General features: G+C 73.2%; 11 protein-coding genes and 1 tRNA gene. 3 read left to right on the forward strand and 9 right to left on the reverse strand.

Annotation, left to right across the window (positions count from 1 at the left end; all coding sequences use genetic code 11):
- Nucleotides 1–300: 300 nt before the first annotated feature.
- On the reverse strand, nt 301–1,026 hold the full coding sequence (locus ABZ945_RS01220; RefSeq protein WP_361261951.1) for a GPP34 family phosphoprotein: 726 nt from the start codon (nt 1,024–1,026) through the stop codon (nt 301–303).
- Between the two features lie 506 nt (nt 1,027–1,532).
- Here ABZ945_RS01220 and ABZ945_RS01225 point away from each other — a divergent pair.
- On the forward strand, nt 1,533–3,779 hold the full coding sequence (locus ABZ945_RS01225) for a serine hydrolase (protein ID WP_361261954.1): 2,247 nt from the start codon (nt 1,533–1,535) through the stop codon (nt 3,777–3,779).
- A gap of 771 nt (nt 3,780–4,550) precedes the next feature.
- Nucleotides 4,551–6,212, forward strand: coding sequence for an MFS transporter (locus tag ABZ945_RS01230; RefSeq protein ID WP_361262879.1), 1,662 nt, complete (start codon nt 4,551–4,553; stop codon nt 6,210–6,212).
- Between the two features lie 26 nt (nt 6,213–6,238).
- On the opposite strand, the gene ABZ945_RS01235 is transcribed toward ABZ945_RS01230, so the two are convergent.
- On the reverse strand, nt 6,239–7,405 hold the full coding sequence (locus ABZ945_RS01235) for a S1 family peptidase (protein WP_361261957.1): 1,167 nt from the start codon (nt 7,403–7,405) through the stop codon (nt 6,239–6,241).
- 365 nt (nt 7,406–7,770) lie between these two features.
- Here ABZ945_RS01235 and ABZ945_RS01240 point away from each other — a divergent pair, with 365 nt between their 5' ends.
- On the forward strand, nt 7,771–8,355 hold the full coding sequence (locus tag ABZ945_RS01240; protein ID WP_361261960.1) for a snapalysin family zinc-dependent metalloprotease: 585 nt from the start codon (nt 7,771–7,773) through the stop codon (nt 8,353–8,355).
- Nucleotides 8,356–8,426: 71 nt separating this feature from the next.
- Here ABZ945_RS01240 and ABZ945_RS01245 read toward each other — a convergent pair whose 3' ends face one another.
- The 7 genes from ABZ945_RS01245 to ABZ945_RS01275 form a co-directional block, all read right to left on the reverse strand.
- On the reverse strand, nt 8,427–8,813 hold the full coding sequence (locus ABZ945_RS01245; protein WP_361261963.1) for a hypothetical protein: 387 nt from the start codon (nt 8,811–8,813) through the stop codon (nt 8,427–8,429).
- 175 nt (nt 8,814–8,988) lie between these two features.
- Nucleotides 8,989–9,064, reverse strand: a tRNA-Arg gene (locus ABZ945_RS01250).
- An 83-nt stretch (nt 9,065–9,147) separates the two neighbouring features.
- The gene (locus ABZ945_RS01255) at nt 9,148–10,332 is read right to left on the reverse strand and encodes an amidohydrolase family protein (protein ID WP_361261966.1); all 1,185 of its coding nucleotides are present in this window, start codon (nt 10,330–10,332) and stop codon (nt 9,148–9,150) included.
- Nucleotides 10,329–11,507: an MAB_1171c family putative transporter gene (locus tag ABZ945_RS01260; RefSeq protein WP_361261969.1), complete on the reverse strand. Its 1,179-nt coding sequence runs from the start codon at nt 11,505–11,507 to the stop codon at nt 10,329–10,331. The genes ABZ945_RS01255 and ABZ945_RS01260 overlap by 4 nt, the downstream gene beginning before the upstream one ends.
- Nucleotides 11,507–12,004: a hypothetical protein gene (locus ABZ945_RS01265; protein ID WP_361261972.1), complete on the reverse strand. Its 498-nt coding sequence runs from the start codon at nt 12,002–12,004 to the stop codon at nt 11,507–11,509. The genes ABZ945_RS01260 and ABZ945_RS01265 overlap by 1 nt, the downstream gene beginning before the upstream one ends.
- 228 nt (nt 12,005–12,232) lie before the next feature.
- Nucleotides 12,233–13,978 (reverse strand): condensation domain-containing protein, encoded by a 1,746-nt coding sequence (locus ABZ945_RS01270; RefSeq protein WP_361261975.1) that lies wholly within the window; start codon nt 13,976–13,978, stop codon nt 12,233–12,235.
- Complete coding sequence (locus tag ABZ945_RS01275; RefSeq protein ID WP_361261978.1) at nt 13,966–24,432, reverse strand: amino acid adenylation domain-containing protein; 10,467 nt, start codon at nt 24,430–24,432, stop codon at nt 13,966–13,968. The genes ABZ945_RS01270 and ABZ945_RS01275 overlap by 13 nt, the downstream gene beginning before the upstream one ends.
- Nucleotides 24,433–24,893 lie beyond the last annotated feature (461 nt).

The raw sequence follows: 24,893 nt of genomic DNA on the forward strand, positions 1-24,893 counted from the left end.
TCCCCACAGGCCTCGGCCGACAGGAGTAGCTCTGCGTATCTACTGCTCAGCAGACTGCCACCAATGGCGGTGCCGCGCTGGAAAACGCCCATACGCGTGGACACGGACATCTGCGCGGGCGCGTACGCGGGCTTGCGCGCCGGGTGTCCACGGGCAGATGCGCGGGCGTGCGCGTGGGCGGTACGCGTGTTGCGCCTGGGCGGTACGCGTGTGGGGCGGCCGAAGGGGCCGCCCCACACGGTGGTTCATGCCGGCGCGCGAACGGTCCGTCCGCGGAGGACCCGTACGCCGTCAGCGCCGTCAGTGCGCCACGGCGCGCGCCATCGACCCGCTGCCGTGCTGCCGTGGCTGCGCCGGCACCGCGCCCGCGGGACGTCCGCCGGGGCCCCGGCGGGGCTGCGCGGCCACACCGTTCTGCACGTCCATCACGGCGTGCGCCACCAGTCCGCCCATCGGGTCGTGCCGGATCAGGTCCCGGAGCCGGGAGCGCGAGGAGCGTCCCTCGTTCCCGGGGTAGAGGTGCTTGCCGAGTCCGACCGCGTGGGCCAGCGCGGCGAGCGCCGCGGTCCGCGGGTCCGGCGGTACGCCGGTGCGGATCGCGCTGTCCAGCCGGGCCCTGATCTCCCGGCTGATCGCCGTCTCCGTCGCCTGGTAGCGCGTCGTCGGCAGCACCCCGCACATCTGGCCCTCGACGGCATGCACCATGCCGCACCGTTCCAGATGCGAGAGATAGGTCTGGCGCAGCCCCAGCCGGGGCCCGCCGATCCAGTGGACCGCCCGCACCGGACTGCCGCGTCTGCGCAGCAGTTCCAGAGCGGAGTCCAGTGTCGGATCTCCGGTCGGCCGTGGCATCACCACGGCGATACGATCCCCGTCCGGGGCTATCCGTCCTGCCAGAGCGAGCTCCACTAGCTGCGCTCCGGCCAGGCCGAGGTCGAGCGACTGCGGCTGCGCTGTGGTACCCGTGGCCGGGTCCAGAGCGAGCAGCAGAAGCTCCTCCGGAAGTGTTCTGCGGCTCCTGCCCATCCATGCCTCCCCGCGTGGATGAATGACAGGGTGACCCCTCTCACATTCATCTGTCGAGAGCACCCGGGTGCTTTGTACGGGAACCAGTAGGTATGTCGTTCTCGTCTAGCGAGGGAGCCGGGCGGTCACACAGGACACTGGTACATGGTTCGGACAACGCTTTGAACGAAGGAGGCACGGTGGCGGGCGAGTCCCCCGACAGGTCGGAGCAGCGGAAGTCGCCGGGGGAGACGGCGCCGGGGAACCGGAGCGCCGACACGAGCGAGGGTGCCGGGATCGATCAGCCGACGGCGATCTTCCGGGCGCCGGACACCACCTCCCAGCGGACGCCTGAACCTTCGCCGGACGCGGAACCCGTAGCGGAAACCGCGTCCGCCGAGGAAGACGCCGCGGACGGCGCCGAGGGTTCCCGCGAGGCGGAGGCACCTGGCGGGTCGGGCGCTTCCGGGAAGCCCAGCGGGTCGGGCGAATCGGGCGGGTCAGGCGATGAGCGGCTGCGCGCCGCCGTGGCGGCCTGGGTCGGCCGCGGCGACAACGAGCCGGCGGCCGATGGCGACGAGCCGGCGGCCGGGGCCGAGAAGCCCGCGGCAGGCGACGGCAAGACGGCGGCCGGGGCTGGGGAGACGGCGGCCGATGACGGCAAGCCGGCGGCCGGGGCCGAGAAGCCGGCGGCCGGGGCTGGGGAGCGGTCGGACGCCGGGAAGCCGGATGCCGGGAAGCCGGACGCCGCTGAGCCGGCCGAGGATGCGGTTGAGTCGGCCGCACCGCGCGGAAACGACACTGCGGCCGACAGCGACAGCGACAGCGACAGCGACAACGACGGCGACGGCGACGGCGACGAGGGTCGTGATGGCGCCGGGGGCCGTGACGGCGACGAGCCCGCCGTGGCCGAGGCGCCCGCCAGGCCCGAGGCGAAGGAGAGCGAGCCGGAGGGTTCCACCTCGGACGACTCCCCGGACGCGGAGGCCGACGCGGATGCGGACGCCGGGGAGGGGGCTGGGGCCGAAGGCGGGAAGAAGCCCGTGGACCAGCCCACCGCCATCTTCCGGGCCGTCCAGCGCACCGCGCCCCCCGTCGATCAGCCGACCACGATGCTGAAGACCGTCGGCGCGGGCGCCGGAGCCGCACGCAAGCAGGGGGGCGACTCCGCCCGGGGCGACCGTGCGGAATCCCGCACCGCGCCCGAGTCGGCAGCCGAGGGGACCAGCAAGTTCGTGCCGCTGCGCACGGACGACGTACGACCCGCCGCGCGGAAGCCCGAGGCCGACCCCACCGCCCCCGAGCCCACCACCTCCAAGCCCACCGCCTCCAAGCCGGCCGAGCAGAAGTCCACCGCCTCCAAGCCCGCCGAGCGGAAGCCCGCCGAGCCGAAGCCCCCCGTCTCCAAGCCCGTCGAGCGGAAGCCCGCCGAGGAGACCGCGGCGCTGCCCGCCTCCCTCGGGCCGGAGCAGACCCGGCAGCAGCCCCTGCCGCCGCGTCCGCCGCTGGACCTGCTCGCGGAGCTCACCAACACCCCGCCGCCGCCGGAGACCCCGGTCCGCACCGCGGTACGGCGGGTCAAGATCTGGACCCCGCTGGTCCTGCTGCTCGCCGTGGTCTTCGCCGTGGTGCAGGCCGTGCGCCCGCTGCCCGCGCCCACGCTGGAGCTGACGGCCAAGCCCACCTTCACCTTCGACGGCGGAAAGCCGAAGCTGCCGTGGCCGGGCGAGGGCCAGGGCTATATGTCCGCGACCGGCCTCGGCACCGTCGACTCGTTCGGCGAGCAGAAGCCGGTGCCCATCGCCTCCGTCACCAAGGCGATGACGGCCTACGTCATCCTGCGGGACCACCCGATCAAGAAGGGCACCAAGGGCCCGATGATCGAGGTGGACGCGCTGGCGGAGAAGGAGGGCGGCTACGACGCGCAGGGCGAGTCGACGGTGAACACCCTCAAGGAGGGTGACAAGATCTCGCTGCATGACGCTATCGCGGCGATCATGATCCCCTCCGCCAACAACGTCGCCCGGCTGCTGGCCCGCTGGGACGCCGGTTCAGAGCAGGCGTTCGTCAAGAAGATGAACGCCGCCGCCAAGGAACTGGGCATGACCAAGACGACGTACACCGACCCCTCCGGGCTGACCGCGTCCACCGTCAGCACGGCGGAGGACCAGGTCAAGCTGGGTGAGCAGTTGGTCGAGATCCCGGCGCTGATGAAGATCACGGTGCTGCCCAACTGGACGGACCCCTCCGGCCGGAAGTGGCGCAACTGGAACGACCTCGTCCCGTACAACGGCGCGCTCGGCATCAAGACCGGCTCCACCACCAAGGCCGGCGGAAATCTGCTCTTCGCCGCGCACAAGAAGGTCGGCGAGACCGATCAGCTGATCGTCGGCGCGGTGCTGGCGCAGTACAAGACGCCGATCCTGGGCACCGCGATCGCGGCCAGCAAGGAGGCCATGATCGCCACCCAGGACCTGCTGAAGAGCCGGACCGTGGTGAAGAAGGGCGATGTGGTGGGCCGGGTCGACGACGGACTGGGCGGTACGACGCCGGTGGTCGCGACCAAGGACGTGTCGGTCGTCGGCTGGTCCGGGCTGACCGTGAAGCTGGAGCTGTCCGACGGCGGCCGCCCGATCCCGCACTCCGCGGCTCCGGGTACGCCGGTCGGCTCGCTCACCGTCGGCGAGGGCGCGAGCCAGGTGAAGGTGCCGGTCGCGGTCCAGGGCGAGCTCGCGGAACCGGGCTTCGGCGCCAAGCTGACCCGTATCAGCTGACGACCGGGCCGGTCCGGACCGGCCTCGGCCGTCCCCTCGGCCGGCCACCCCACCGGTCCCGGCCGTCCTTGGCTGATCCACGCGGGTGCCCCGGAGCGCCGGGGCACCCGCGTGTTAGCGTCCGATCACCGGCGCGGCGCCTCTCAACCGAGGGGTGCCGCGGAGGCGTCTTCCGCGGTACGAGGCGGCTGCCGGGCGTCGCGACGGCCCGGCCCGGAGCACCCGCACCCCCGGGGCCGGGGCCGCGCGAGCGGAGCACAGCCGGGGAGCCAGGACAGCGGCCGTGACCGCCGCCGCCACGACAGCCGCGCGAGCGGGGAAACGCAGAGAGCTGAGGGCCGAGCCGCAGTGACCACCACTGAGCCTGAGCCGACTCGCCGCCCTACCGGCGGGGCGGCGGACACCGCGGCCGCCCGCCCCCGCGTCCGGGTGCCCGGCACGCGGCTGCCGCACCCCGCCGACACCCCGCCCCCACCCCGTACCGCCCCCGAGCCCGAAACCGAGCCCGGAACCGCAGCCGGGCCCCAGCCCGTATCCGAGCCCGGGACCGCAGCCGGGCCTCTGCCCGTATCCGAGCCCGGGACCGAGTACGAGCCCGGAACCGTATCCGAGCCGCAGCCCGGGACCGAGTACGAGCCCGGCACCGGCACCATCCCCCGCACCGCCCCCGAACCCACCCCCACCCCAACCCCCACCGCCCCTTCCGGAGTCCCGCCCCGGCCCCGTGGCGCCCGGCACTGGCTCCGGCACCCCGTCACCGCGGCCACCGCGCTGGCGGCGCTGACCCACGTCCTCTGGTTCCTGGTCTTCGCCAACAGCGGCGGCGACCTCGCGGCGCAGGACGCCTGGGCCGAGTTCGTCGGGCGCCATCCCGACTCCGCGTACAACCTGGCCTGGTACGGCGGGATGCACCCCGTCTCGTACAGCGTGGTCTCCCCGTATCTGATGTCCCTGCTCGGGGTGCGGGCCACCATGATGATCGTCGGCACCGCCTCGGCGGCGCTGACCGCGCTGATCCTGGTGCGGGTGCGGGCGGTGCGCAATCCGCTCGCGTGCGCGCTGGCCGGGGTGTTCGCCTTCCTCTGCAACGCGATGTCCGGCCGGGTCACCTTCGGCCTGGGCATGATGTTCGCGCTGGGCGCGGTGGCGGCGGTCTTCTGCTGGCCGTACCGCTGGCGCTACAAGCGCTGGGCCAAGGCGGCCGTGGCGGCCCCGCTGGCCGGGCTGGCCACCGCCGCGAGCCCGGTGGCCGGGCTCTTCCTGGGGGTCGCGGCGGCCGCGCTCTTCCTCAACCGGCGCCGCCCCGGGGCGTACGCGCTGGGGCTCGCGCCAGTCGTGGTGGTGGCCCTGTCCGCATGGCTGTTCCCGTTCTCCGGGACGCAGCCGATGTCCTTCGCCTCCACCCTGCTGCCCTTCGCCTTCGGCCTCGTCGTCCTCCTCCTCGTACCGCGGGACTGGCGCACCGTGCGCACCGGCGCCGCGGTGTACGCGGCGGGCACCCTGCTGACCTGGCTGGTCGACTCGCAGGTCGGCTCGAACGTCTCCCGGCTGCCGATGCTGTTCGCCGGGGTGCTGCTGCTGGCGGCGCTCCCGTACGCGGTGCCGCGCAGCCGCAAGTGGTACGCGCTGGTGCTGGCGTTCGTGGCGCTCAACGGCTGGATCGGCTTCAAGAGCGTGGACGACGTGGTGCGCACCGCCCCGGACGCCTCCTGGGCGCGGGAGGCGGCGCCGCTGATCAACCAGCTCCAGCGGCTGCGCGCCGAGCGGGCCCGGGTGGAGGTCGTACCGGCCCGCAGCCATCGGGAGGCGTCCGCCCTCGCCCCGTACATCAACCTGGCCCGCGGCTGGAACCGCCAGGCCGACATGGAGCGCAACCCGGTCTTCTACGACGACACCCTCAACGCCGTCACCTACCGGGACTGGCTGCACCGCTGGGCCGTGCACTACGTGGTGCTGCCCAAGGGCGACCCGGACACCGGGGCCGAGCAGGAGGCCGAGCTGGTCGCGGAGGGCCAGCCGTATCTGCGCCCGGTGTGGTCGGACGACAACTGGCAGCTGTTCGCGGTCGCGGACCCGACCCCGCTGGCCGAACCTCCGGCGGCGGTCCAGCGGGCCGGGGCGGGCGAGATGACGGTCACGGTCCGTGAGGCGGGGCGGATGCTGATCCGGGTGCCGTACTCGCCCTGGCTCTCCCTCCTCGACGAGAGCGGCCAGAAGGTCGAACCGCCGCAGGAGACCGAGGAGTCCAAGGAGCGCGCGGACGACGAGAACCGGAAGTTCACCAACCCGCACGGCTGCCTGCTGAAGGCCGAGGAGGACGCCGAGGGCGACGAGTGGACCGAACTCATCGCCCCGGCGCCCGGCACCTACCGGCTCGGCGCCCCGTACAAGATCTTCCCCCGTGGTACGCCCTGCCCGGAGGAGTTCCGCTAGCCGGTGCGGCCGGCCGTCCCCGGGCCTCAGGCGGTGTGCAGCCGCAACCCGTAGCGGTTCAGGATCTCGTTGACCGGCTGGTACCAGGTCTCGCCGCCGCTGGAGCAGTTGCCCCAGCCGCCGGAGGTGACGCCCTGCGCCTGGTCACCGCTGATGAACGAGCCGCCGGAGTCCCCGCCCTGGGCGCAGACGCTGGTCTTGGTCATCTGGTGCACCGCGCCCTGGCTGTAGTTGACCGTCTCGTTCTTGGCGAGGACCCGGCCGCAGTGCCAGCGGGTGGTGGAGCCGGAGCGGCAGATGGACGCCCCGACCGGTGCCTCGTTGGAGCCGCGGACCAGCTGGTCGGGGACGGTGCCCCAGCCCAGCACCACCGGTACGGTCCACCAGCCGCTGCCCACGTTCACCCAGGCGTAGTCGTCGCCGGGGAACGAGGAGCCCCGGAAGTCGCCGATGTAGCTGTTGTCCCAGCCGCGCACCTGCTGCCCGGCCCGCCCGCAGTGGCCGGCCGTGACGAAGCCGCCGTGCACCGAGAAGCCGATGGAGCAGCGGACGTTGCCGGTGTAGTACGGGTCGCCGCCGACCGTCCCCGCGGCGAAGGTCCGCGGAGCCTCGGCGACCTCCCGCACCGCGACGGGCCCGGCCGCGGCCGCCTTGTCCAGGAACGCCCGGACATCGTTGTCACCCCGTTCGCCCGCGACGACGCCGACCACGACCTTGTTCGCCTTCGGGTCCACATGCCAACTGCCCACCCCGGCGGGCGCGTCCAGTCGATCCAGCGCGGCCTTGACCCCGTTCAGCCGCCGCTCGCTGTGGCGCACCAACCGCACCTCCGCGCCCACCGCCCGTACCGCCGCCGCGGTCTTCCCGCCCTCCGTCACGGCCACGGTCAGCCGCCCGCTGCCGGCGTCGAACCAGGACCCGCCGTACGCGGCCCCCGCCGCGCGCTTGGCCCGGCCCTCCACGGCGGTCGCCTCGGCCTCGGCGGCCAGTCGCGCCACCGCCTGCGCCTCGGTCAGCCCGAGGTCCCGCCGCATGGCCGCGACCAGCCCCTCCGACAGCGGCTCGGCAGCCCGCGCGACGGCGGTGCCGCGCTCCGGGGCGGGCGCGGCGGCCGCGGACCCGGCCCCGCCGGCGGCATACGCCCCGACCAGCGCGACGACCGCGAGCCCGACCCGAACTCGCCTTCCAAGCAACCTTGTTCTGTACGTCCTCATCCTGCTGCTCATGGGGAGACCCTTCGCTCGTTCCTGCGACAGTGGGGGGCGGAACAGGTATGAGAGCGCTCTCATCCGCGCTCGCCGTGGAGCGTAGCGCCGTCCCAACATCAGGTCCATGCCAATGTTTCCAACGTCGTACGTTGGCCGAAACCGCCCCCTTGCGCCCCCCGATAACCCCGCCCTATCACCCCCTGACACCCCCTGACACCTTGTCACCACACCCCCGTCCTCCCAGACTCACTCCGGAGGACCGCGTCCGGACCCCACCCGGACCGCACCCCTCCGCATCCCCTCCCCGCACCTCGCCGGGGCCGTTTCCCCCCACCCCCGAAGGGACCGCAATGCCGCACTCCATCTGGATCAAGTCGGCCACCGCCGCCGCAGCGATCACCCTGGCCGCCGCGACCGCCGCCACCGCCGCGCCCGCGCCCGAGCCGGCCGCCGCCAAGGCCGCCGCAGCGGTGACGACCCTCCGCTACGACGACAGCCGGGCCGCCGGCTGGGAGTCGGCCATCGCGGCCGGCGTCGCGAACTGGAACGCCACCGTCAAGAACGTGAAGCTGGTCGAAGCCGCGCCGGGCACCCGGGCCGAGATCCAGATAGTCGCCACCAGCGGCTGGCCCCAGGCCACCCTCGGCCCGGTCCGCCCCGGCGGCTCCGCCCGCGTCGAACTCGGCAGCCAGGCGGTCTCCCAGGGCCACGACAAGACCCGTATCGCCGCCCACGAGATCGGCCACAACCTCGGCCTGCCGGACACCAAGCCCGGCCCGTGCACCCAGCTGATGTCCGGCTCGTCCGCCGGCACCACCTGCAAGAACGCCACCCCCAACGCCACCGAGAAGGCCCGCGTCGACTCCCTCTACGCCAACGGCGCCGCCGCCACCCTCGCCCCCACCCACGGCCGCGTCCTGGTCGACGCCCCCTGACCCACCCCGCGGTACGAGGGTGCCCGACCACCCCCCTTGGGGCGGTCGGGCACCCACGCACGCACCAAGGCTCAGTCCTCCGTGAACTCCTTCTTCACACAGACGTTGCCGGGACCGTCCCAGCACACCTTCATCAGGTACTTGCCGACATACGGGACGACGTTGTAGTCGAAGGAGTCGCAACCGGCGTCCCCACCGTCCGCCTGCGTCTCCTTCAACTGCCACCCGGCCGTGTACATGTACAGCTTGCCGGTGACCCCGTATCCGTCCGCCCGGGTGTCGCACACCCGGAAGGTGTCGGGATCCGCGTCGAGATGGGTCATCGTCCCAACGGTGTGCCCTCCGCGCTTCACCTTCAGCGTGAGATCGGCGGCATGGGCGGAACCCGACGTCCCCGCGACCAGGGCGACTGCCCCGGCCACCGCCAGGGCGGCACGAACGACTCGGTACTTCGGCATAGGACCTCCGAATGGCATGCGCATGACTTTGCGCCCGCAATCCTAGATCGCCCCCGACCGGCGCCCACAGGGAAGGTCGGTCCACGCCCGCTCACGCAAACGGCCCCGGACGAGAAGTCCGAGGCCGAAGGAACCGCTCTGCCCGAGGGAGAACCCCGGTCAGAGCGTCCACGCATGGTGCCCCCGGCAGGATTCGAACCTGCGACACCCGCTTTAGGAGAGCGGTGCTCTATCCCCTGAGCTACGAAGGCGGGGAGATCGATGTGATCCGGTGCCTAGCGTAGCCGATACGGGCTGTCGCCAGGCAGGGCTCCCGTACCCCGGGTGGCGGGGGTCAGGCGTTGACGGGCCGGCCGGCCGTGAAGACGTGGCGGGGGTGGCGGAGGGCGTCGAGGGTGGTGAGGGGGTTGCCGTCGACGATGAGGAGGTCGGCTCGCAGGCCGGGGGTGAGGGAGCCGGTGTCGGTGAGGCCGAGGGCGTGGGCGGGGGTGGTGGTGGCCATGTCGAGGATCTCGGGGTGGCTGAAGCCGAGGGAGGCGAAGAACTCCAGCATGCCGACGTAGTCGCCGAAGTGGGCGCCCGGTACGCCGGCGTCGGTGCCGGCGATGAAGCGTACGCCGGCCTGCCGCATCTCGCCGATGACATCGATCATGGCCTGGGCGCGTTCGGGGCCCATCTGCTTGAGGAAGAGCTGCCAGTCGCCGGAGACGCAGCGGCAGACGGCGACGTCCTCGGCGACGATGCGGCGGGTGGTCTCCGGGTCGTGGACGACGCCTTCGGCGGTGCGCCAGGAGCAGTGCTCCAGGGTGCGGACCCCGGCGTCCACGCACTGGGCGATGGTCTCGGTGCCGTGCACATGGGCGGCCACCGGCAGGCCGTGGCGGGCGGACTCGCGGACGATCAGGCGCAGTTGGTGGGGGCTGAATTGGGGTTCCCACATCCTGGGGCCGCCGGGGGTGAGCGCGCCGCCCGAGGCCATCACCTTGATGAGGTCGGCTCCGGCGGCCGCGTTGCGGGCGATGCGGCCGCGGATGTCGTCGTCCGAGACGACCTCGCCGCCGAGGAAGTGGCAGTGGCCGCCGTGTGAGGTGAGCGGGGCGGTCGCGGCGAGGATGCGGGGGCCGGCCACGGTGCCGGAGGCGAGGGAGTCGCGGAGGGGGATGGTGAGGGCGTCGCGGTCGCCCAGGTCGCGGACGGTGGTGATCCCGGCGGCCAGCAGTCGGGTGGCGCGTTCGGCCATGGCGGCGGCCAGGTCGGGGGCCGCCGCCTCGGTCACGGCACGGACCGGGTCCGGTCCGGCGTCGAAGGCCAGGTGGACATGGCAGTCGATCAGACCCGGCAGCACCGTCGCCCCGGGGCAGCGCAGCCGCGGCACCTCGGCGGGGACCGAGGCGTCCAGTTCGGCGGCCGGGCCGACCGCGGCGATGCGGTCGGCGTCGAGGAGCACGGCGCCTTGGGGGATGGCACGGTGCGCGGGGCCGGTGATGACGCGGTCCGCGGTGATGAGTAGCCGGTTCACGCTTTCCTCTCGCGGAGGGAGGGGGATGGGGCGGGGGAGATCGTGTGGAAGGCGCGGGATATGGCGAGGAGTTCGCGGGCGTCGGCGTCCAGACCGGTCTCCGCGGGCGAGGGCGACGCCACCGGGGTGGCGGGGAGTTCGATGCCCGGGGCGGGAGCGTCGGTGGACTGCCGTAGGTGCAGGGCCGTCGCGATGAGCCGTGCGACATGGTCGGGCGGGCCGCCGGCGAGGTCCTCGTCGGGGGCGAGGCGCCGCAGCTGCGGACTCAGCCGCAGCAGTCCGTCCCGGCACTCGATGAGCCGGCGGTAGAAGCGCTGCTGGGGGGAGCTGCGCAGACGGTGCCAGGGCGGCCCTGTCCGGTTCCGGACCAGCACGATCTCCGGGTAGGCGGCGGCCAGGGCCGTCCACAGCGGGGTCAGCTCCCGGTACATGCGGCGGTGGTGGGCGGCCGACCGCCACCGGCTGCCCAGGTGCACGGCGGCCGAGTAGCAGGTGCCGACCAGGACGACGCCCATGGACCAGTTGGCCACCGACCAGTTGACCGTGTTGAACGACTGGTGGGCGCCGGGGGTGTCGATCCGGAGCACCACCAGCACCAGGCGGCCCAGGGCCGTGGCGGTCAGCCCGAGGAGCCCCAGGGCCATCGTCCGCAACCCGAGCGCGAGGGGCCGCGACACCGTGCCGGCGAAGCGCAGCGCGTACAGGGCGCAGGCCGCGTACGCGTAGACGAAGTAGGCGTTGCCGAGGATATAGAAGAAGGCGATGGGCGGCTCGGCCATGTGCGGGGTGCTCAGCGAGTGTGCGCGCATCCCCGCCGGCGTGGCGATCATGGCGGCGGTCAGCGCGATCAGGACGCCGGCGAGCAGCGCGGTGTCGATCCGCCGGTATCTGCGGGTGGTGGCGTCCGGGAGACCCGCGCAGGAGACGAAGAACGAGACGAGGACGTAGAGGCCGGACAGGTAGATGGCGTTGTACGCGACCTTGCCCGTACCGGCGGTGGTGGCCTCGTCGATGGCCGCGGTCACCTCGGGGAAGCTGAGGACCTCGCCGGTCAGCAGCAGGAGCAGGCAGAGCACGAGGGAGCGCAGCGCCCGGTCGTACGGTGAGCGCGCCAGGTCCACCGCCTTCCACAGCACGCCGAGGGCGAGGAGGACGATGAGGGGGATCTGGAACATCAGAACCGTCCGGGTCCGCCGCCGAGGGCCGGGGCGACGCGGTGCGCCGGGGGAGCGCCCAGGCCGAGGAGTCCGGCCGGTTCCATGATGATGGTGGCGACCAGCTCGGCCTCGCGCTCCTGCGCCTCGTCGTAGCCGGTGCGCTGGAGCACGCGGCGGACGGCGGCGGGCGACAGATGGGGCACCATGCCTTCGAGGGCGTCGGCGATCGGTTTGCTGCCGTGGTGCCCGGCCAGGATGTGCCCCACCTCGTGGGTGATGATGTGGTCCTGGTGAGCGCGGGTGGTCTCGCGCTGGAAGAAGATGTAGTCGGTGGTGGCGGTGGCCATCCACAGGCCCGAGGGGCCGCTGATGGGGAACCGGTACGGCAGCAGGCGGACGGCGCGACCGCGGTGGTCTCCGAGGAGGGTGCACAGACCTCTGACGTCCAGCGGCGGGCGGAAGCCCATGCTCCGCAGTTCGCGCTTGCACCACCGACGCAACTGTCGCTCCCGCACGGAGGTCCCCTCGACGTCCACTCTGATCACTGATCATGTAACAGCGGGGCCGGGGCGGGGTACAGGGGGAAATCGGACATGATCCGCCCGGGGCCGGCGGTCGGTAGCGGGTCGGCGGATCTCGGGGCCGGGTCGGGGAAGCGTGCGGAATCCGGGGGTGTGGAGTACGCGGAGGGCGCCGCCGGTGCCCGGAGTCGGCCGGGCACCGGCGGGGCACTCGGCCGGTCTTCACAGGAGGAGTCGCGGAGTGCCGTGCGCTTCGGCGAGGTGCTGTGTGGCCTCGGTGGCCATCACGAGGGCCGGGGCCGCGTCGGTGAGCATGTGGGCGATGCGGTCGGCCGGGTAGTCGGGGTCGATCGGCAGGTAGGCGGCGCCGGTCTTCAGCACGGCGAGAAGGGACGCCAGCATCTCGACGGACCGGGGAAGCGCCAGCGCCACGAGTCCTTCGGGGCCGATGCCGAAGGCGCGCAGGGAATCGGCCAGCTCGTCCGCCCGCGCGTCCAGCTGGGCATAGGTGACCTCCTGGTCCTCGAAGACCACGGCGATGGCCTCGGGCGAGCGCCTCGCCTGCGCCTCGAAGAGTTCGTGCACCGCGACCGGGGGCAGTTCGCGGGCGGTGTCGTTCCAGCCTTCCACGGCTTGGTGCCGCTCCTGCGGGGTGAGGAGGCTGATGTCCCGGGTGAGGAGCTGCGGGGAGGCCTGGGTGAAGGTGCGCAGCAGCCGGGTGAGGCCTTCGGCGAGTCGGCGGATGTCGTCGGGGGTGAAGAGGTCGGGCCGATAGCCGAAGTCGAGGGTGAGGAGGTCGCCCGGGGTGACGATGAGGGTGAGGGGGTAGTGGGCGTCGTTGTGCGTGTAGAGGTGGGAGATGCGCAGGTCGGTGACCGAGGTGAGGGAGTCCGGGTCGAGGGGGTAGTTCTCGAAGACCGTGAGGGTGTCGAAGAGTTCGCCGTCGACGGTGGTCAGTCGCCGGATGTCGGCGATGCCGAGGTGCTGGTGGGGGGAGAGTTCGGCCTGCTCCCGCTGGAGTCGGGCCATCAGGTCCAGCAGTGTCTCGGACGGCTGGAGGCGTACCCGTACGGGCAGGGTGTTGATGAACAGGCCGATCATGGTCTCCATGCCGGGAACCTCCGGCGGGCGGCCGGAGACGGTGGTGCCGAAGACGATGTCCTCCTGCCCGGTCCGGTGTGCCAGGAGCAGGGCCCAGGTGGTCTGGACGACGGTGCTGAGGGTGAGGCCGTGGCGGCGTGCCTGCCGGGTGAGACTCTCGGTCAGTTCGAGCGGCAGCCGTGCGGTGTGGTGCCGGGGGATGACGGCGGTGCGGGTGTCGGTGTGGGGCGCGAGGCGGGTGGGTTGGTGGAGGTCCGCGAGGGCGGTGCGCCAGGCTTCTCGGGCGGCCTGGTCGTCTCGTCCGGCGAGCCAGTGGTAGTAGGGGGCGTAGGGGGTGGCGGGTGGGAGGACGCCCGCGTCGCCGCGGTGGGTGTAGAGGGTGAGGAGTTCCGCCATCACCAAGGGCATGGACCAGCCGTCGAGCAGCAGGTGGTGGGTGGTGACCAGGAGGCGGTGGTGCTGCGCGCCGAGCCGGATGAGGGTGAAGCGCAGGAGGGGCGCCGCGGCGAGGTCGAAGCGCTGGGACCGGTCGTGGTGGGCGGCCTGGTCGGCGTCGGCCAGGGTGGCGGCTTCGACGTGGGTCCAGGACAGCGGTGCGTGGGACTGCACGACCTGGACGTTGTCGCCCTGGGGACGCTGCCGGATGCTGACGCGCAGGTTGCCGTGGCGGGCGAGCAGGCTCCGGGCGGCCTCGCGCAGCGCCGGGGCGTCCAGGGGGCCTTCGAGTTCGATGGCCAGCTGCACGTGGTAGACGTCGGGAGCCTGGTCGTCGTAGGCGGCGTGGAACACCAGCCCCTGCTGGAGTGCCGTCAGCGGCAGGACGTCTTCGATCCTGGGCCCGTTACGGGGCGGCATCAGATCTCCCATGCTTCGTCGAGCTCCTCCTGGAGCTGGTCGATGTCGTCTTGGCTGAGGGTGAGGAAGGGCAGGTCGGAGGGGCTGCGGCCGCCGGTGTCGGGGTTGCGGGCGTGCTCGGCCAGCGTCCGCAGGGCCCTGAACCAGGTTTCGGCCAGGTCGCGGACCTCGGCCTCGGTGAGGACGCCTGCGGCCCAGGACCAGCGGGCGACGAGCAGCGGGCCGTCGGGGCCCTCCCGGGTGAGTGCGTCGAGGCTGAGGGAGTGGGCCAGGGGGAGGCCGGGGTCGGCTCCGCCGGAGAAGCCGCCGAAGGCGTCGTCGGGTTCCCAAGGGGCGGGATCGGCGGTGGTGAGGCGGCCGAGGTAGTTGAAGCCGATCTGGGGTCGGGGGGCCTGGGCGAGCGCGGTGGCCGTGGTGGGGTTGAGGTAGCGCAGCATGCCGTAGCCGATGCCGTGGTCGGGCACAGCGCGTAGCTGTTCCTTGACGCGCTTCAGCGCCGCGCCGATGGCCGGGCCGGCGGCCCAGGCTTCGCCCCAGTCGTCCACGCCCGGCACCAGGCGGATCGGGTAGAGGCTGGTGAACCAGCCGACCGTACGGGACAGGTCCGCTCCGTCCACGAGGTCCTCGCGGCCGTGGCCTTCCACATCGAGCAGGACGGCCGTGTCCGGCTGCCCGCGGCGGCGGCGCCAGTCCTGCACGGCCACCGCCATGGCCGTCAGCAGGACATCGTTGACCTCGGCGTGGAAGACCCGGACCACGTCGGTCAGCACCTCGTCGGTCCAGTTCGGGGGCAACGTCACAGACAGGGTCCGGCGCTGTGCGACCACATCGCGCCGCGGGTCCAGGCCCCGCCGTCCCAGCAGCGGGTCCGGGCCTTTCAGCACGCGGGACCACAGCTCCAGCTCCCGGGCCCGCTGGGGGCTCTCGGCCAGTGCGCGCAGCCGCCGGGACCACTGCCGAAGCGAGGTGCCGACCGGCTCCAGCTCCGGCTGCCGGCCTTCCGCGTGGGCCGTGTACGCCTGGGCGAGGTCGGGGAGGAGGATGCGCCAGGAGACGCCGTCGACGGCGAGGTGGTGCACCACCAGCAGCAGGTGGCCCGCCTCGTCCGGTCCGGCGTCGCACCAGACGGCCTGGAGCATCATTCCGGCCTCGGGGTCGAGGCGCTCCACGGCCTGTGCCGTCTGCTCACGGAGCAGGGCCTCGCGCCCTAGGGCGTCCGACGGCGGCAGCTCCACTCGGCGCAGCAGGGGTTCGGCCGGGACGGTGCCCGGCTCGGCGACGTCCAGGGTCCATGATCCGGCCGTGCGCAAGCGCATGCGCAGCGCACCGTGGTGGTCCAGGACCGTCTGGAGCGCGCGGGTGAGCGCCGGCCGGCGCAGCCCGGCCGGGACCCGGGCCACCACGGACTGGTGGAACCGCCGCACCGGACCGCCGAGCTCCCGCAGATGGTGGGCGATGGGTGGGGGCTCCAGGTCGCCCACGCCGTCTTCGGGGCGCTCCACGGCCGTCGGCACGGTGGCCCGGGCGGCGGCCGCCAGTCCGGCCGCGGTCCTGTGGTGGAAGACGTCCTTGGGCGTGATCACCAGCCCGGCCTTGCGGGCGCGGCCGGCGAGCTGGAGAGAGGTGATGCTGTCGCCGCCGAGGCTGAAGAAGCTGTCGTCGACGCCGACCTCGGGCAGCCCGAGGACCTCCGCGAACAGCGCGCACAACAGCTCCTCCCGCGCGTCGCGCGGGGCGCGTCCCCCGGCCTCGGTGTGGAGGACGGGGGTGGGCAGAGCACCCCGGTCCACCTTGCCGTTGGCGTTCAGCGGCAGGGCGTCGAGCGGTACGAACGCCGAGGGGACCATGTGCTCCGGCAGCGTGGTGCCGAGGTGACCGGCCAGCTCCTCCCGCGACGGACGGGCGTCCGAGGCCGTCGTGTAGTAGGCGACGAGCCGGTGCTCCCCGGTCGTGGCGGTACGGGTGGTGACGACGGACCGGGTGACGGCGGGGTGGCGGGCGAGCACGGTCTCGATCTCACCCGGCTCGATACGAAAGCCCCGGACCTTGACCTGGTGGTCCGCGCGCCCCAGGTAGTGCAGCACCCCCTGGGCGTCCCGGCGGGCGAGGTCGCCGGTGCGGTACATCCGCGTACCGGCCGGGCCGAAGGGGTCGGGTACGAAGTGGCCTGCCGTCAGTCCGGGTCGGCCCAGATAGCCGTCGGCCACCTTCGGCCCGGCCAGATACAGCTCTCCGGTCACTCCCGCCGGAATGGGCCGCAGCCGTCCGTCGAGCACATACGCCCGGGTGCCGGGCAGCGGGAGTCCGATCGGCGGTGCCGACACCTCGGCCGGACCGGTCTCGTACCAGCCGGTGGCGTACACGCTGGACTCGGTGGGGCCGTACAGGTTGGCCACCCGCACCCCGGGCGCGTCGGCCCGCAGCCGTCGCATCACCTGTTCGGGCAGCGCCTCCCCGGCCAGTACCAGCCGCTCGCACTCCAGGTGCGCCCCTGCCTCCAGCAGCGCCGCCACCACCGACGGCACACCGCTCACCAGCGTCCCCGACCAGGGCCGTTCGGCCAGTGCCAGCAGGTCCGGCACCACCTCGATCCGGCCCCCGGCCAGCAGCGGTGCGAAGATCTCGAAGACCGACACGTCGAACGAGAGCGACGTCGACGCCAGTACCGAGGCCAGGTCCCGGGGCCCGAACTCCGCCACGGCCCAGGAGAGGAAGACCGCCATCGCCCGGTGCGGGACCACCACCCCCTTGGGCGCACCCGTCGACCCCGAGGTGTAGATGACGTACGCGGTGGCTCCCTCGGGGACCGCGCCGCCCAGCTCCTCGGAGGACAGCGGCCCGCCGGGCGCCGCGGCCGTCTCCCGTACGCACGAGGGGTCGTCCAGCACCAGGGTCTCGACGGCGGTGCCCGGCAGCGCCCCGGTCACCGACAGGTCGGTGACCACCAGCCGGGGGACGGCGTCGTCCAGCATGAACGCGATCCGGTCCGCCGGGTGGGCCGGGTCCAGCGGAACATAGCCCGCGCCCGCCTTGAGCACCGCGAACACCGCGATGACCATGTCGGCCGACCGCGGTAGGGCCACTGCCACCAGATCGCCCGGGCCGACGCCCCGCGACCGCAGTACCCGCGCCAGCCGGTTCGCCCGTGCGTCCAGCTCCGCGTACGTCAGCCGCGCCGGCCCGCACACCACCGCCACGGCGTCCGGGGAGGCCGCCACCGCGGCTTCGAACCGCTCGACCACACCGGGCACGGGTCCGGTGGGCGGTGCGCCGTCCCACCCGTCGAGCAGCTGTCGCCGTTCCGCCTCCGAGCGGAGGTCGACGTTGTCGCAGAGCAGCTCGGGGCCGGCGTGGGCGAAGGTCCGCAGCAGCCGGGTGCAGCGCTCGGCGAGGAGCCGGACCTCGTCCTCGGTGAACAGGTCCGGGCGGTAGCCGAAGTCCAGGGCGAGCTCGTCACCGGGCAGGGCGATCAGGGTCAGCGGGTAGTGCACGTCGTTGCGGGTCCGCACACCGGTGACGCGCAGCCCGTGCGCGCCGGGCAGCGCATCCGGGTCCAGTGGGTAGTTCTCGAACACGGTGAGGGTGTCGAAGAGTTCGCCGCCGATGCCTGTCAGCCGCCGGATGTCGGCCAGGCCCAGGTGCTGGTGCGCCGACAGCTCGGCCTGCTCCTGCTGGAGGCGGGTCACCAGGTCCAGCAGTGTCTCGGACGGCCGGAGCCGCACCCGTACCGGCAGGGTGTTGATGAACAGCCCGACCATCGTCTCGATGCCGGGTACCTCCGGCGGGCGGCCCGACACCGTCGTCCCGAAGACGACGTCCTCCCGCCCGGTCATCCGGGCCAGCAGCAGCCCCCAGGTGGCCTGCACCACGGTGTTGAGCGTGACGCCGTGGCGGCGCGCCTGGCGTGTGACGGCTTCGGTCAGCTCACGCGGCAGCCGTGCGATGTGATGGCGCGGGGTGACCGTCGCGTGGCTGTCGGCGTGCGGGGCGAGGCGGGTGGGTCCGTCGAGTCCGGCGAGCGCGGTGCGCCAGGCGTGCTCGGCGGCGGGAACGTCCTGTGCGGTGAGCCAGTGGAAGTAGTCCTGGTAGGGGACGGCGGGCGGCAGGGCACGGGTGTCCCCCCGGGCGGCGTAGAGGGTGAACAGCTCCCGTATCACCAGGGGCATGGACCATCCGTCCAGCAGGAGGTGGTGGGTGGTGAACAGGAAGCGGTGCCGGTCCTCACCGAGGCGGACCAGGGTGAAGCGCAGCAGCGGCGCGTTCGCCAGGTCGAAGCGCCGCGACCGGTCCTCCCGGGCGAGCCGGTCGGCCTCCGCCGTGTCCGCGGCCTCGGCTTCCACCCACGGCAGGTCCACCCGGTCGGGCACCACCTGGACGTGGCCGGCCCCACCGGGTTGCCGCACGGCGACGCGGAGGTTGCCGTGGCGGCCGAGCAGCGTCTCGGCGGCGGTGCGCAGGGCCCCGGCGTCCAGCGGGCCTTCCAGGTCGATGCCCAGCTGGACGTGGTACACGTCTGGGGCCTGGTCGTCGTACGCGGCGTGGAACACCAGCCCCTTCTGTAACGCCGTCAACGGCAGTACGTCCACCAGGCCGGGCGCCTCGCCCTCCAGCCGGTCGAGCTCCTTCTGTGTGAGCGTGACGAACGGCAGGTCGGAGGGGCTGCGTCCGCCGCTGCCGGGGTTTCGGGCGTGGGCGGCGAGGGCTTCGAGGGCGGTGAACCAGGTGCGGGACAGGTCCCGTACGTCCTCCTCGGAGAAGAGCTCCTCGGCCCACGACCAGCGGGCCACGAGCCGCTGCCCTCCGGGGCCGTCCTCGGCGAAGGCGTCAAGTTCCAGGGCGTGCGCCAGGGGCAGTCGGGGGTCGGCGCCGCCGGAGAAGCCGCCGAACCCGAGGTCCGGCTCCCAGTCGGAGGGGCCGGCCCCGGTGGTGAACCGGCCGAGGTAGTTGAAGCCGATCTGCGGGCGGGCCGCCCCGGCGAGCACCCCGGCCGTGGCCGGGTTGAGGTGGCGCAGCAGCCCGTAGCCGAGGCCGTGGTCGGGCACGGTCCGAAGCTGTTCCTTCACCCGCTTCAGCGCCGCCCCGACCGCCGGTCCGGCCGCCCACACCCCGTCCCAGTCACGCACTTCCGGTTCGAGGCGTACGGGGAAGAGGCTGGTGAACCAGCCGACGGTGCGGGACAGGTCCGCCCCGTCCACCACGTCCTCGCGGCCGTGTCCCTCCACGTCGAGTACCACGGCGGAGCCCGGAAGCCCGCGGCGGCGGCGCCAGTCCTGAACGGCCAGCGCCATCGCCGTCAGCAGCACGTCGTTGACCTCGGCGTGAAACGCCGTGGCCACGCCGGTCAGCACCTCGGCGGCCGGTGGCCCGGACAGCGTCGACGACAGGATGCGGCGGCGGGCGTGGACATCGCGCGCCGGGTCCAGGGCGCGCCGCCCCAGCGGCGGGTCCGCACCGTCGAGCATCGCGGACCACAGGGGGAGTTCGGCCTCGCGCGCGGGCTCGTGCGCCAGCCGGTGCAGCGCCTCGGCCCACCGGAGCACCGAGGTGCCCACCGGCTGGAGCACCGGCCGCCGGCCTCTCGCGTGTGCCGCGTAGGCCTGGGCGAGGTCGGGGAGGAGGATGCGCCAGGAGACGCCGTCGACGGCGAAGTGGTGCACCACCAGCAGCAGGTGGCCCGCCTCGTCCGGTCCGGCGTCGCACCAGACGGCCTGGAGCATCACCCCGCCCGAGGGGTCGAGCCGGTCCACGGCCTCGGCGGTTCGCTCCGCCACGGCGGTTCGGCGCGCGTCGCCGCTCAGTCCGGTCACGTCGACGCGGCGCAGCAGACCGACGGCGGTCACGGTACCGGGTCCCGGGATGTCGAACTTCCACGCACGGTCCTCGTCCGCCATCCGCAGACGGAGCGCGCCATGGTGGTCGAGGAGGCTCTGCAACGCGGCGGTGAGCGCCTCTTCGCGCAGGCCGGCCGGGACCCGGAGGACCGTGGACTGGTGGAAGCGCCGGACCGGGCCGTCCAGGGCGTGCAGCTGGTGGGTGATCGGCATCCACCGCACTTCGCCCACCCCGTCCCCGGGGCGTTCGCCGACGGCCGCGGACAGGGGCGTGGCCACCTCGGCGAGGGCGAGGACCGTCTTGTGCCGGAAGACATCCCGCGGCGAGATGACCAGACCCGCGCGCCGGGCGCGGCTGACCAGCTGGATGGAGCTGATGCTGTCGCCGCCGAGGTCGAAGAAGCTGTCGTCGATGCCGACCGCGGGGAGGCCGGTGACCTCGGCGAACAGGCCGCAGAGCAACTCCTCGCGCGCGGTGCGCGGAGCCCGCCCGGTGACCTGGGCCTGGAAGTCGGGCGCGGGCAGCGCCCGCCGGTCCAGCTTTCCGTTGGCGTTCACCGGCAGCGAGTCCAGGACCACCACGGCCGACGGCACCAGGTAGTCGGGCAGGACCTCCCGCAGATGACCGCGGAGGGACACGCCGAGCTCGCCCGCCACCTGGCCGAGCGCGGGGTTGCTGGTGAGCGGGGGCCGGCCGGTGGACCGGATGTCCCCGGGAAGGTGGACGCCGGTCAGGGCCCCCGCGTCCGGGGGGAGGAAGACCGCGTCCAGCGCGCCGTCCGCCGCCTCGCCGGACCAGGTGACGGCGACCTGGTATCCCCGTCGTTCCCCGAGGGCCCGGAGCGCGTGCGGCGTCATGCCCGATACGCCGGCGCGGCACAGCTCGGCCCGTACCTCGGCGAGTGAGCCGCCGGCCGACAGCACCCGGGCGGCCGCGGCCTCGTGTGCCATGAGGCCGTTGGGCACACCGGTCACGCGCACCATGGCCGGCTGCTCGGCGGCGAGCCGGTCCGAGAGCCCTCGCGCGGTGGCGACCTCGCCGCCCCACCGCCAGCGGGGCGCCCCGGCCATGGAGACCACCGGCCGCTCGGACCGCTGGTGGAGGACGACGTCGTAGCGGTACCGGCTGAGCTCGTTGTCGTAGGGGCCGGTCCTGACCCGGATGTCGACGCCACCGCACCGTGCGGCCTCGGTCCCGGCCAGGACGTGGAAGAACTCCGGGTCGACCAGCAGTTCGTTCTCCCGGATCGCCCGCTGGTCGACCGCCCGGCGCAGGGCGTCGGCGCCGGTGTCCGGCCCGCTCTGGGCGAGCTGTACGGCGGTGTCCAGGGCACGCCGCAGGCGCAGGTTCCGCACGTCGCCGACGAACAGGGCGCCGCCCGGTACGAGCAGGTCCAGAGCGCCCCGTAGTACCGAGGAGAGGTAGCCGGCGTTCGGAAAGTACTGCACCACGGAGTTGACGACGACGGTGTCGAAGAAGCCGCGGGGCAGCCCGTCGAAGTCGTGGGCGGGCCGGGCCCGGAGCTCGACCCGGCCGGCGAGCTCCGGCCGGGCCGTGATCTGCGCGCGCAGCCTGTCGATGACGGCGCCGGAGAAGTCGGTCGCCCAGTACGCCTCGGTGTTCTCGGCGAGCCGGGAGAGCAGCAGGCCGCTGCCCACGCCGATCTCCAGGACCCGGCGCGGGCCGAGGGCGCGGATGCGTTCCACCGTGTCCGCCCGCCACCGTTCCATGGCGTCACGGGGGATCGGCTGCCCGTCGTAGCTGCTGTCCCACCCGGTGAAGTCCTCGCCGAAGCCGCTCACCGGCGTGGTCTCGTACATGGTCTGGTAGAGCTGCTCCCACTGCTCGACCCTCTCCCGCCGGCTCTGTTCGAGGCGGCTGTCCAGCGCGTGCCAGTCCGGCACCACGTACCCCACGAGGTGTGCGCCGCCGGGACCGTCCTCCCGCGCGACCACCTCCGCCTCGCCCACGTCCGGGTGCCCGACCAGGGCGGCGGCGATCTCGGCGGGTTCGACGCGGACGCCGTGGATCTTGACCTGCTCGTCGTCGCGGCCCAGATAGACCAGCCGGCCGTCGGCGTCCCAGCGGGCGAGGTCGCCAGTGCGGTACATCCGGGCGCCCGCCGGGCCGTACGGGCAGGCGGTGAAGCGCCCGGCGGTCAGCGGGGCCCGGCCCAGGTAGCCGCGGGCCAGGCCGGCGCCGGCCAGGTACAGCTCGCCCGTGACGCCCGGCGGCACCGGTCGCAGGGCCCGATTGAGGACGTACACCCGGGTGTTGGCGATGGGGGTGCCGATCGGTGGCGCGGAGCCGGACGTGTCGGCGGGGTCGCATGCGAACGAGGTGACGTCGATGGCCGCCTCGGTGGGGCCGTAGAGGTTGTGCAGCTCGCAGCCGAGGACCGAGTGGAACCGGGACACCAGATCGGCCGGGAGCGCCTCGCCGCTGCACATCACCCGGCGTAGGGAGACGCACCCGGCGGCGGTGGGCTCCGCCAGGAAGCTCTTCAGCATGGAGGGGACGAAGTGCACCGTGGTGACGTTCTCCTCGGCGATGAGCGCCGCGAGATAGGCCGGGTCCTTGTGCCGCTCCGGCTGGGCGACCACCAGGGTGGCGCCGGTGAGGAGGGGCCAGAAGAACTCCCAGCCGGAGACGTCGAAGCCGCACGAGGTCTTCTGCAGGATCCGGTCGGTGCTGTCGAGCCGGTAGCGGTCCTGCATCCACAGCAGGCGGTTCACCAGGCCTTCGTGGGTGGTGACGACGCCCTTGGGGGTGCCCGTCGATCCCGAGGTGTAGAGGACGTTGGCCGGGCTCCGCGGGAGTGCGGGGGTGGCGACGTCGCCACCCGGGCGGCGGGTGGGCGCCTGACGCAGCGCGTCCAGGGTCCCGGGATCGTCCAGCAGCAGTCGCGGAACGGGGTCGGTGCCCGGCAGGCGGCCGACGGTACCGGCGGTGGTGACCAGGAGCGCCGGGCGGGCGTCGGCGAGCATGGCGGCGATCCGCTCGGGCGGGTGGCCGGGGTCGAGCGGGAGGTACGCCGCGCCGCTCTTGAGCACCGCGAGCAGGGAGACGACCAGCTCGGCCGAGCGGGGGACGGCGAGTGCCACCAGCCGCTCGGGTCCGGCGCCCAAGCCGCGCAGCACGTGGGCCAGCGCGTCGGCGCGGGCATCGAGTTCCTCGTACGACAGCACGTCACTCCCGTGGACGACCGCGGTGCTGCCGGGTGTGCGGGACGCCTGCGCCTCGAACAGCTCCGGCAGGGTCGCCTCGGGGTAGCGGCGAGCGGTGTCGTTCCACTCCGTGAGGACGCGCAGCTCCTCCTCGGGGGCGAGGACACCGAGGGCGGCCACCGGCTCGTCCACCCGCGCGTCGGCGAGGCCGTCGACGAGCCGCAGCACGGTCCGCTGGTGCACGGCCAGGTCCGCCGGGGTGTAGAGCTCGGCGTTGGCGTCCAGGTCCACGCTCCAGGACGTGTCCGCGGTGCCGCTGTAGACCACCAGCGCCAGGTCCTCGACGGGGCCGTTGGTGAGGTTGCGCACGCCGGCCCGGGATCCGGCGAAGTCCAGGTCGTAGTCGAAGATCTGAAGGTTCACATGCGGCCCGGTCAGCGGCTCGCCGGTGTCACTCAGCCTCAGATCGCGGCGGATGTCCTCGAAGCGGTAGCGCTGGTGGGCGAGGGCGAGCCGCATCTCCTTCGCGGTGCGTTCCAGCAAGCCGCGCAGGCTCTCACGCGGGTCGACCGTCAGCCGCAGCGGCACCACGTTGGACACCATGCCGGGGGTGCCGCGCACCGCCTTGTTCCGGGCCGTCACCGGCAGGCCGAGGATGATGTCCCGCTCCCCGGTCAGCTGGGCAGAACGCAGCAGCTCCGCCGCGACGAGCACGACCGGCAGGGTGACCAGGCACCGCGACGCCAGTCGCCGCAGCGCCTCGATCCGCTCCTGCCCCAGGGTGGTCGACCGGCGGATCCGGCCGGGCGTCCGGCCCCGCCCGGCGCGACCGAAGGAGGCGGGGGGCCGGTGCCCGGCCAACTTCGCCGTCCAGAAGGCCCGGTCCGCGGTGAAGGCGGTGGACTCGCGGTAGGCGCGGTCGTCGTGGAGCAGGTCCTCCAGGGTGCCGTAGGGGCATTCCGGCACTGGGCGGTCCTCGGCCAGAGCGGTGTAGACGTCCGCGGCGCGCCGCACGACGAGCGCACCGCTCAGACCGTCGAACACCGCGTGGTGTCCGCGCAGATACCAGTAGTGGATCTCCTCGTCCACCTTGAGCAGGGCGAGCGTCAGCACCCGGCCGTCCTCCAGGGACAGCGGCCGGTCGAGCTCCTCGGCCATCCACCGCCGCGCCGCCCGGTCGGGCCGGTGCCGGTCGGTGAGGTCCAGGAGGGTCACGGAGCAGGCGCGGTCGGTGTCCACGATCTGCACGGGTTCGCCCTGGTGCTCGGCGAACCGCACATGAGAGGCGTCCGCCTCGCCCACGGCGCGCCGCACCGCCCGGACGAGGAGGCCGGTGTCCAGTGCGCCGCGGATCTCGACGTACTGGGCGATGCTGTAGTCGAGGCGGCCGGCGGCGAAGCGCTGTGCGAGCCACATACCGGTCTGGGCGGACGTCAGAGGGAGCTGCCGGTCCGGGGAAGCGGACATGATCGTTCCTTCGCGGTCGCTGCCGGCGCGCCGGATCTCCGACACAGAGGAGCCGCGGACGGCGCCGGCCATTCACAGTGAATGCCGGGGACAGGGATACGGGAGCCCACGCCGGTGATCACAGGCAGCGAGGCGGTCCACCGGAATAATCAATTCCCCGGCGCCGCATGGTGATGACAACCCCCCGTTGTCCCCCGTGGACCCCCTGAGCGAAGTCAAGGGCGTTGGTGACAATACATGAGCGCTCTGCGGGTGACAGAAGATTTCTTGCCACCCGCGGTGGCGGTGCCGGTGGTCGATTGCGCCGCGAATATTCTGCAAAGGTGCAGGTGGCCGGCGACGTTACCGACCGGTCACCGCTCGGCCGAAAAAAACCTTCTTGACACTCGTTAAGTGATCAAGGTAGCGTCGCTGTTGTTCCGTCGTGCTGGATTCTGGAAACTGCTGAGCAGGTGTATCGG

Source organism: Streptomyces sp. NPDC046887, assembly GCF_040644755.1.
In the GTDB taxonomy this organism is placed as follows: Bacteria; Actinomycetota; Actinomycetes; order Streptomycetales; family Streptomycetaceae; genus Streptomyces; species Streptomyces lichenis.

What these genes read in the sequence shown, in the direction of transcription:
- ABZ945_RS01220 (WP_361261951.1), bottom strand. Translation starts at nt 1,026, where the DNA reads ATGGGCAGGAGCCGCAGAACACTTCCGGAGGAGCTTCTGCTGCTCGCT.
- ABZ945_RS01240 (WP_361261960.1), top strand. Translation starts at nt 7,771, where the DNA reads ATGCCGCACTCCATCTGGATCAAGTCGGCCACCGCCGCCGCAGCGATC.
- ABZ945_RS01245 (WP_361261963.1), bottom strand. Translation starts at nt 8,813, where the DNA reads ATGCCGAAGTACCGAGTCGTTCGTGCCGCCCTGGCGGTGGCCGGGGCA.
- ABZ945_RS01260 (WP_361261969.1), bottom strand. Translation starts at nt 11,507, where the DNA reads ATGTTCCAGATCCCCCTCATCGTCCTCCTCGCCCTCGGCGTGCTGTGG.
- ABZ945_RS01270 (WP_361261975.1), bottom strand. Translation starts at nt 13,978, where the DNA reads ATGGGAGATCTGATGCCGCCCCGTAACGGGCCCAGGATCGAAGACGTC.
- ABZ945_RS01275 (WP_361261978.1), bottom strand. Translation starts at nt 24,432, where the DNA reads ATGTCCGCTTCCCCGGACCGGCAGCTCCCTCTGACGTCCGCCCAGACC.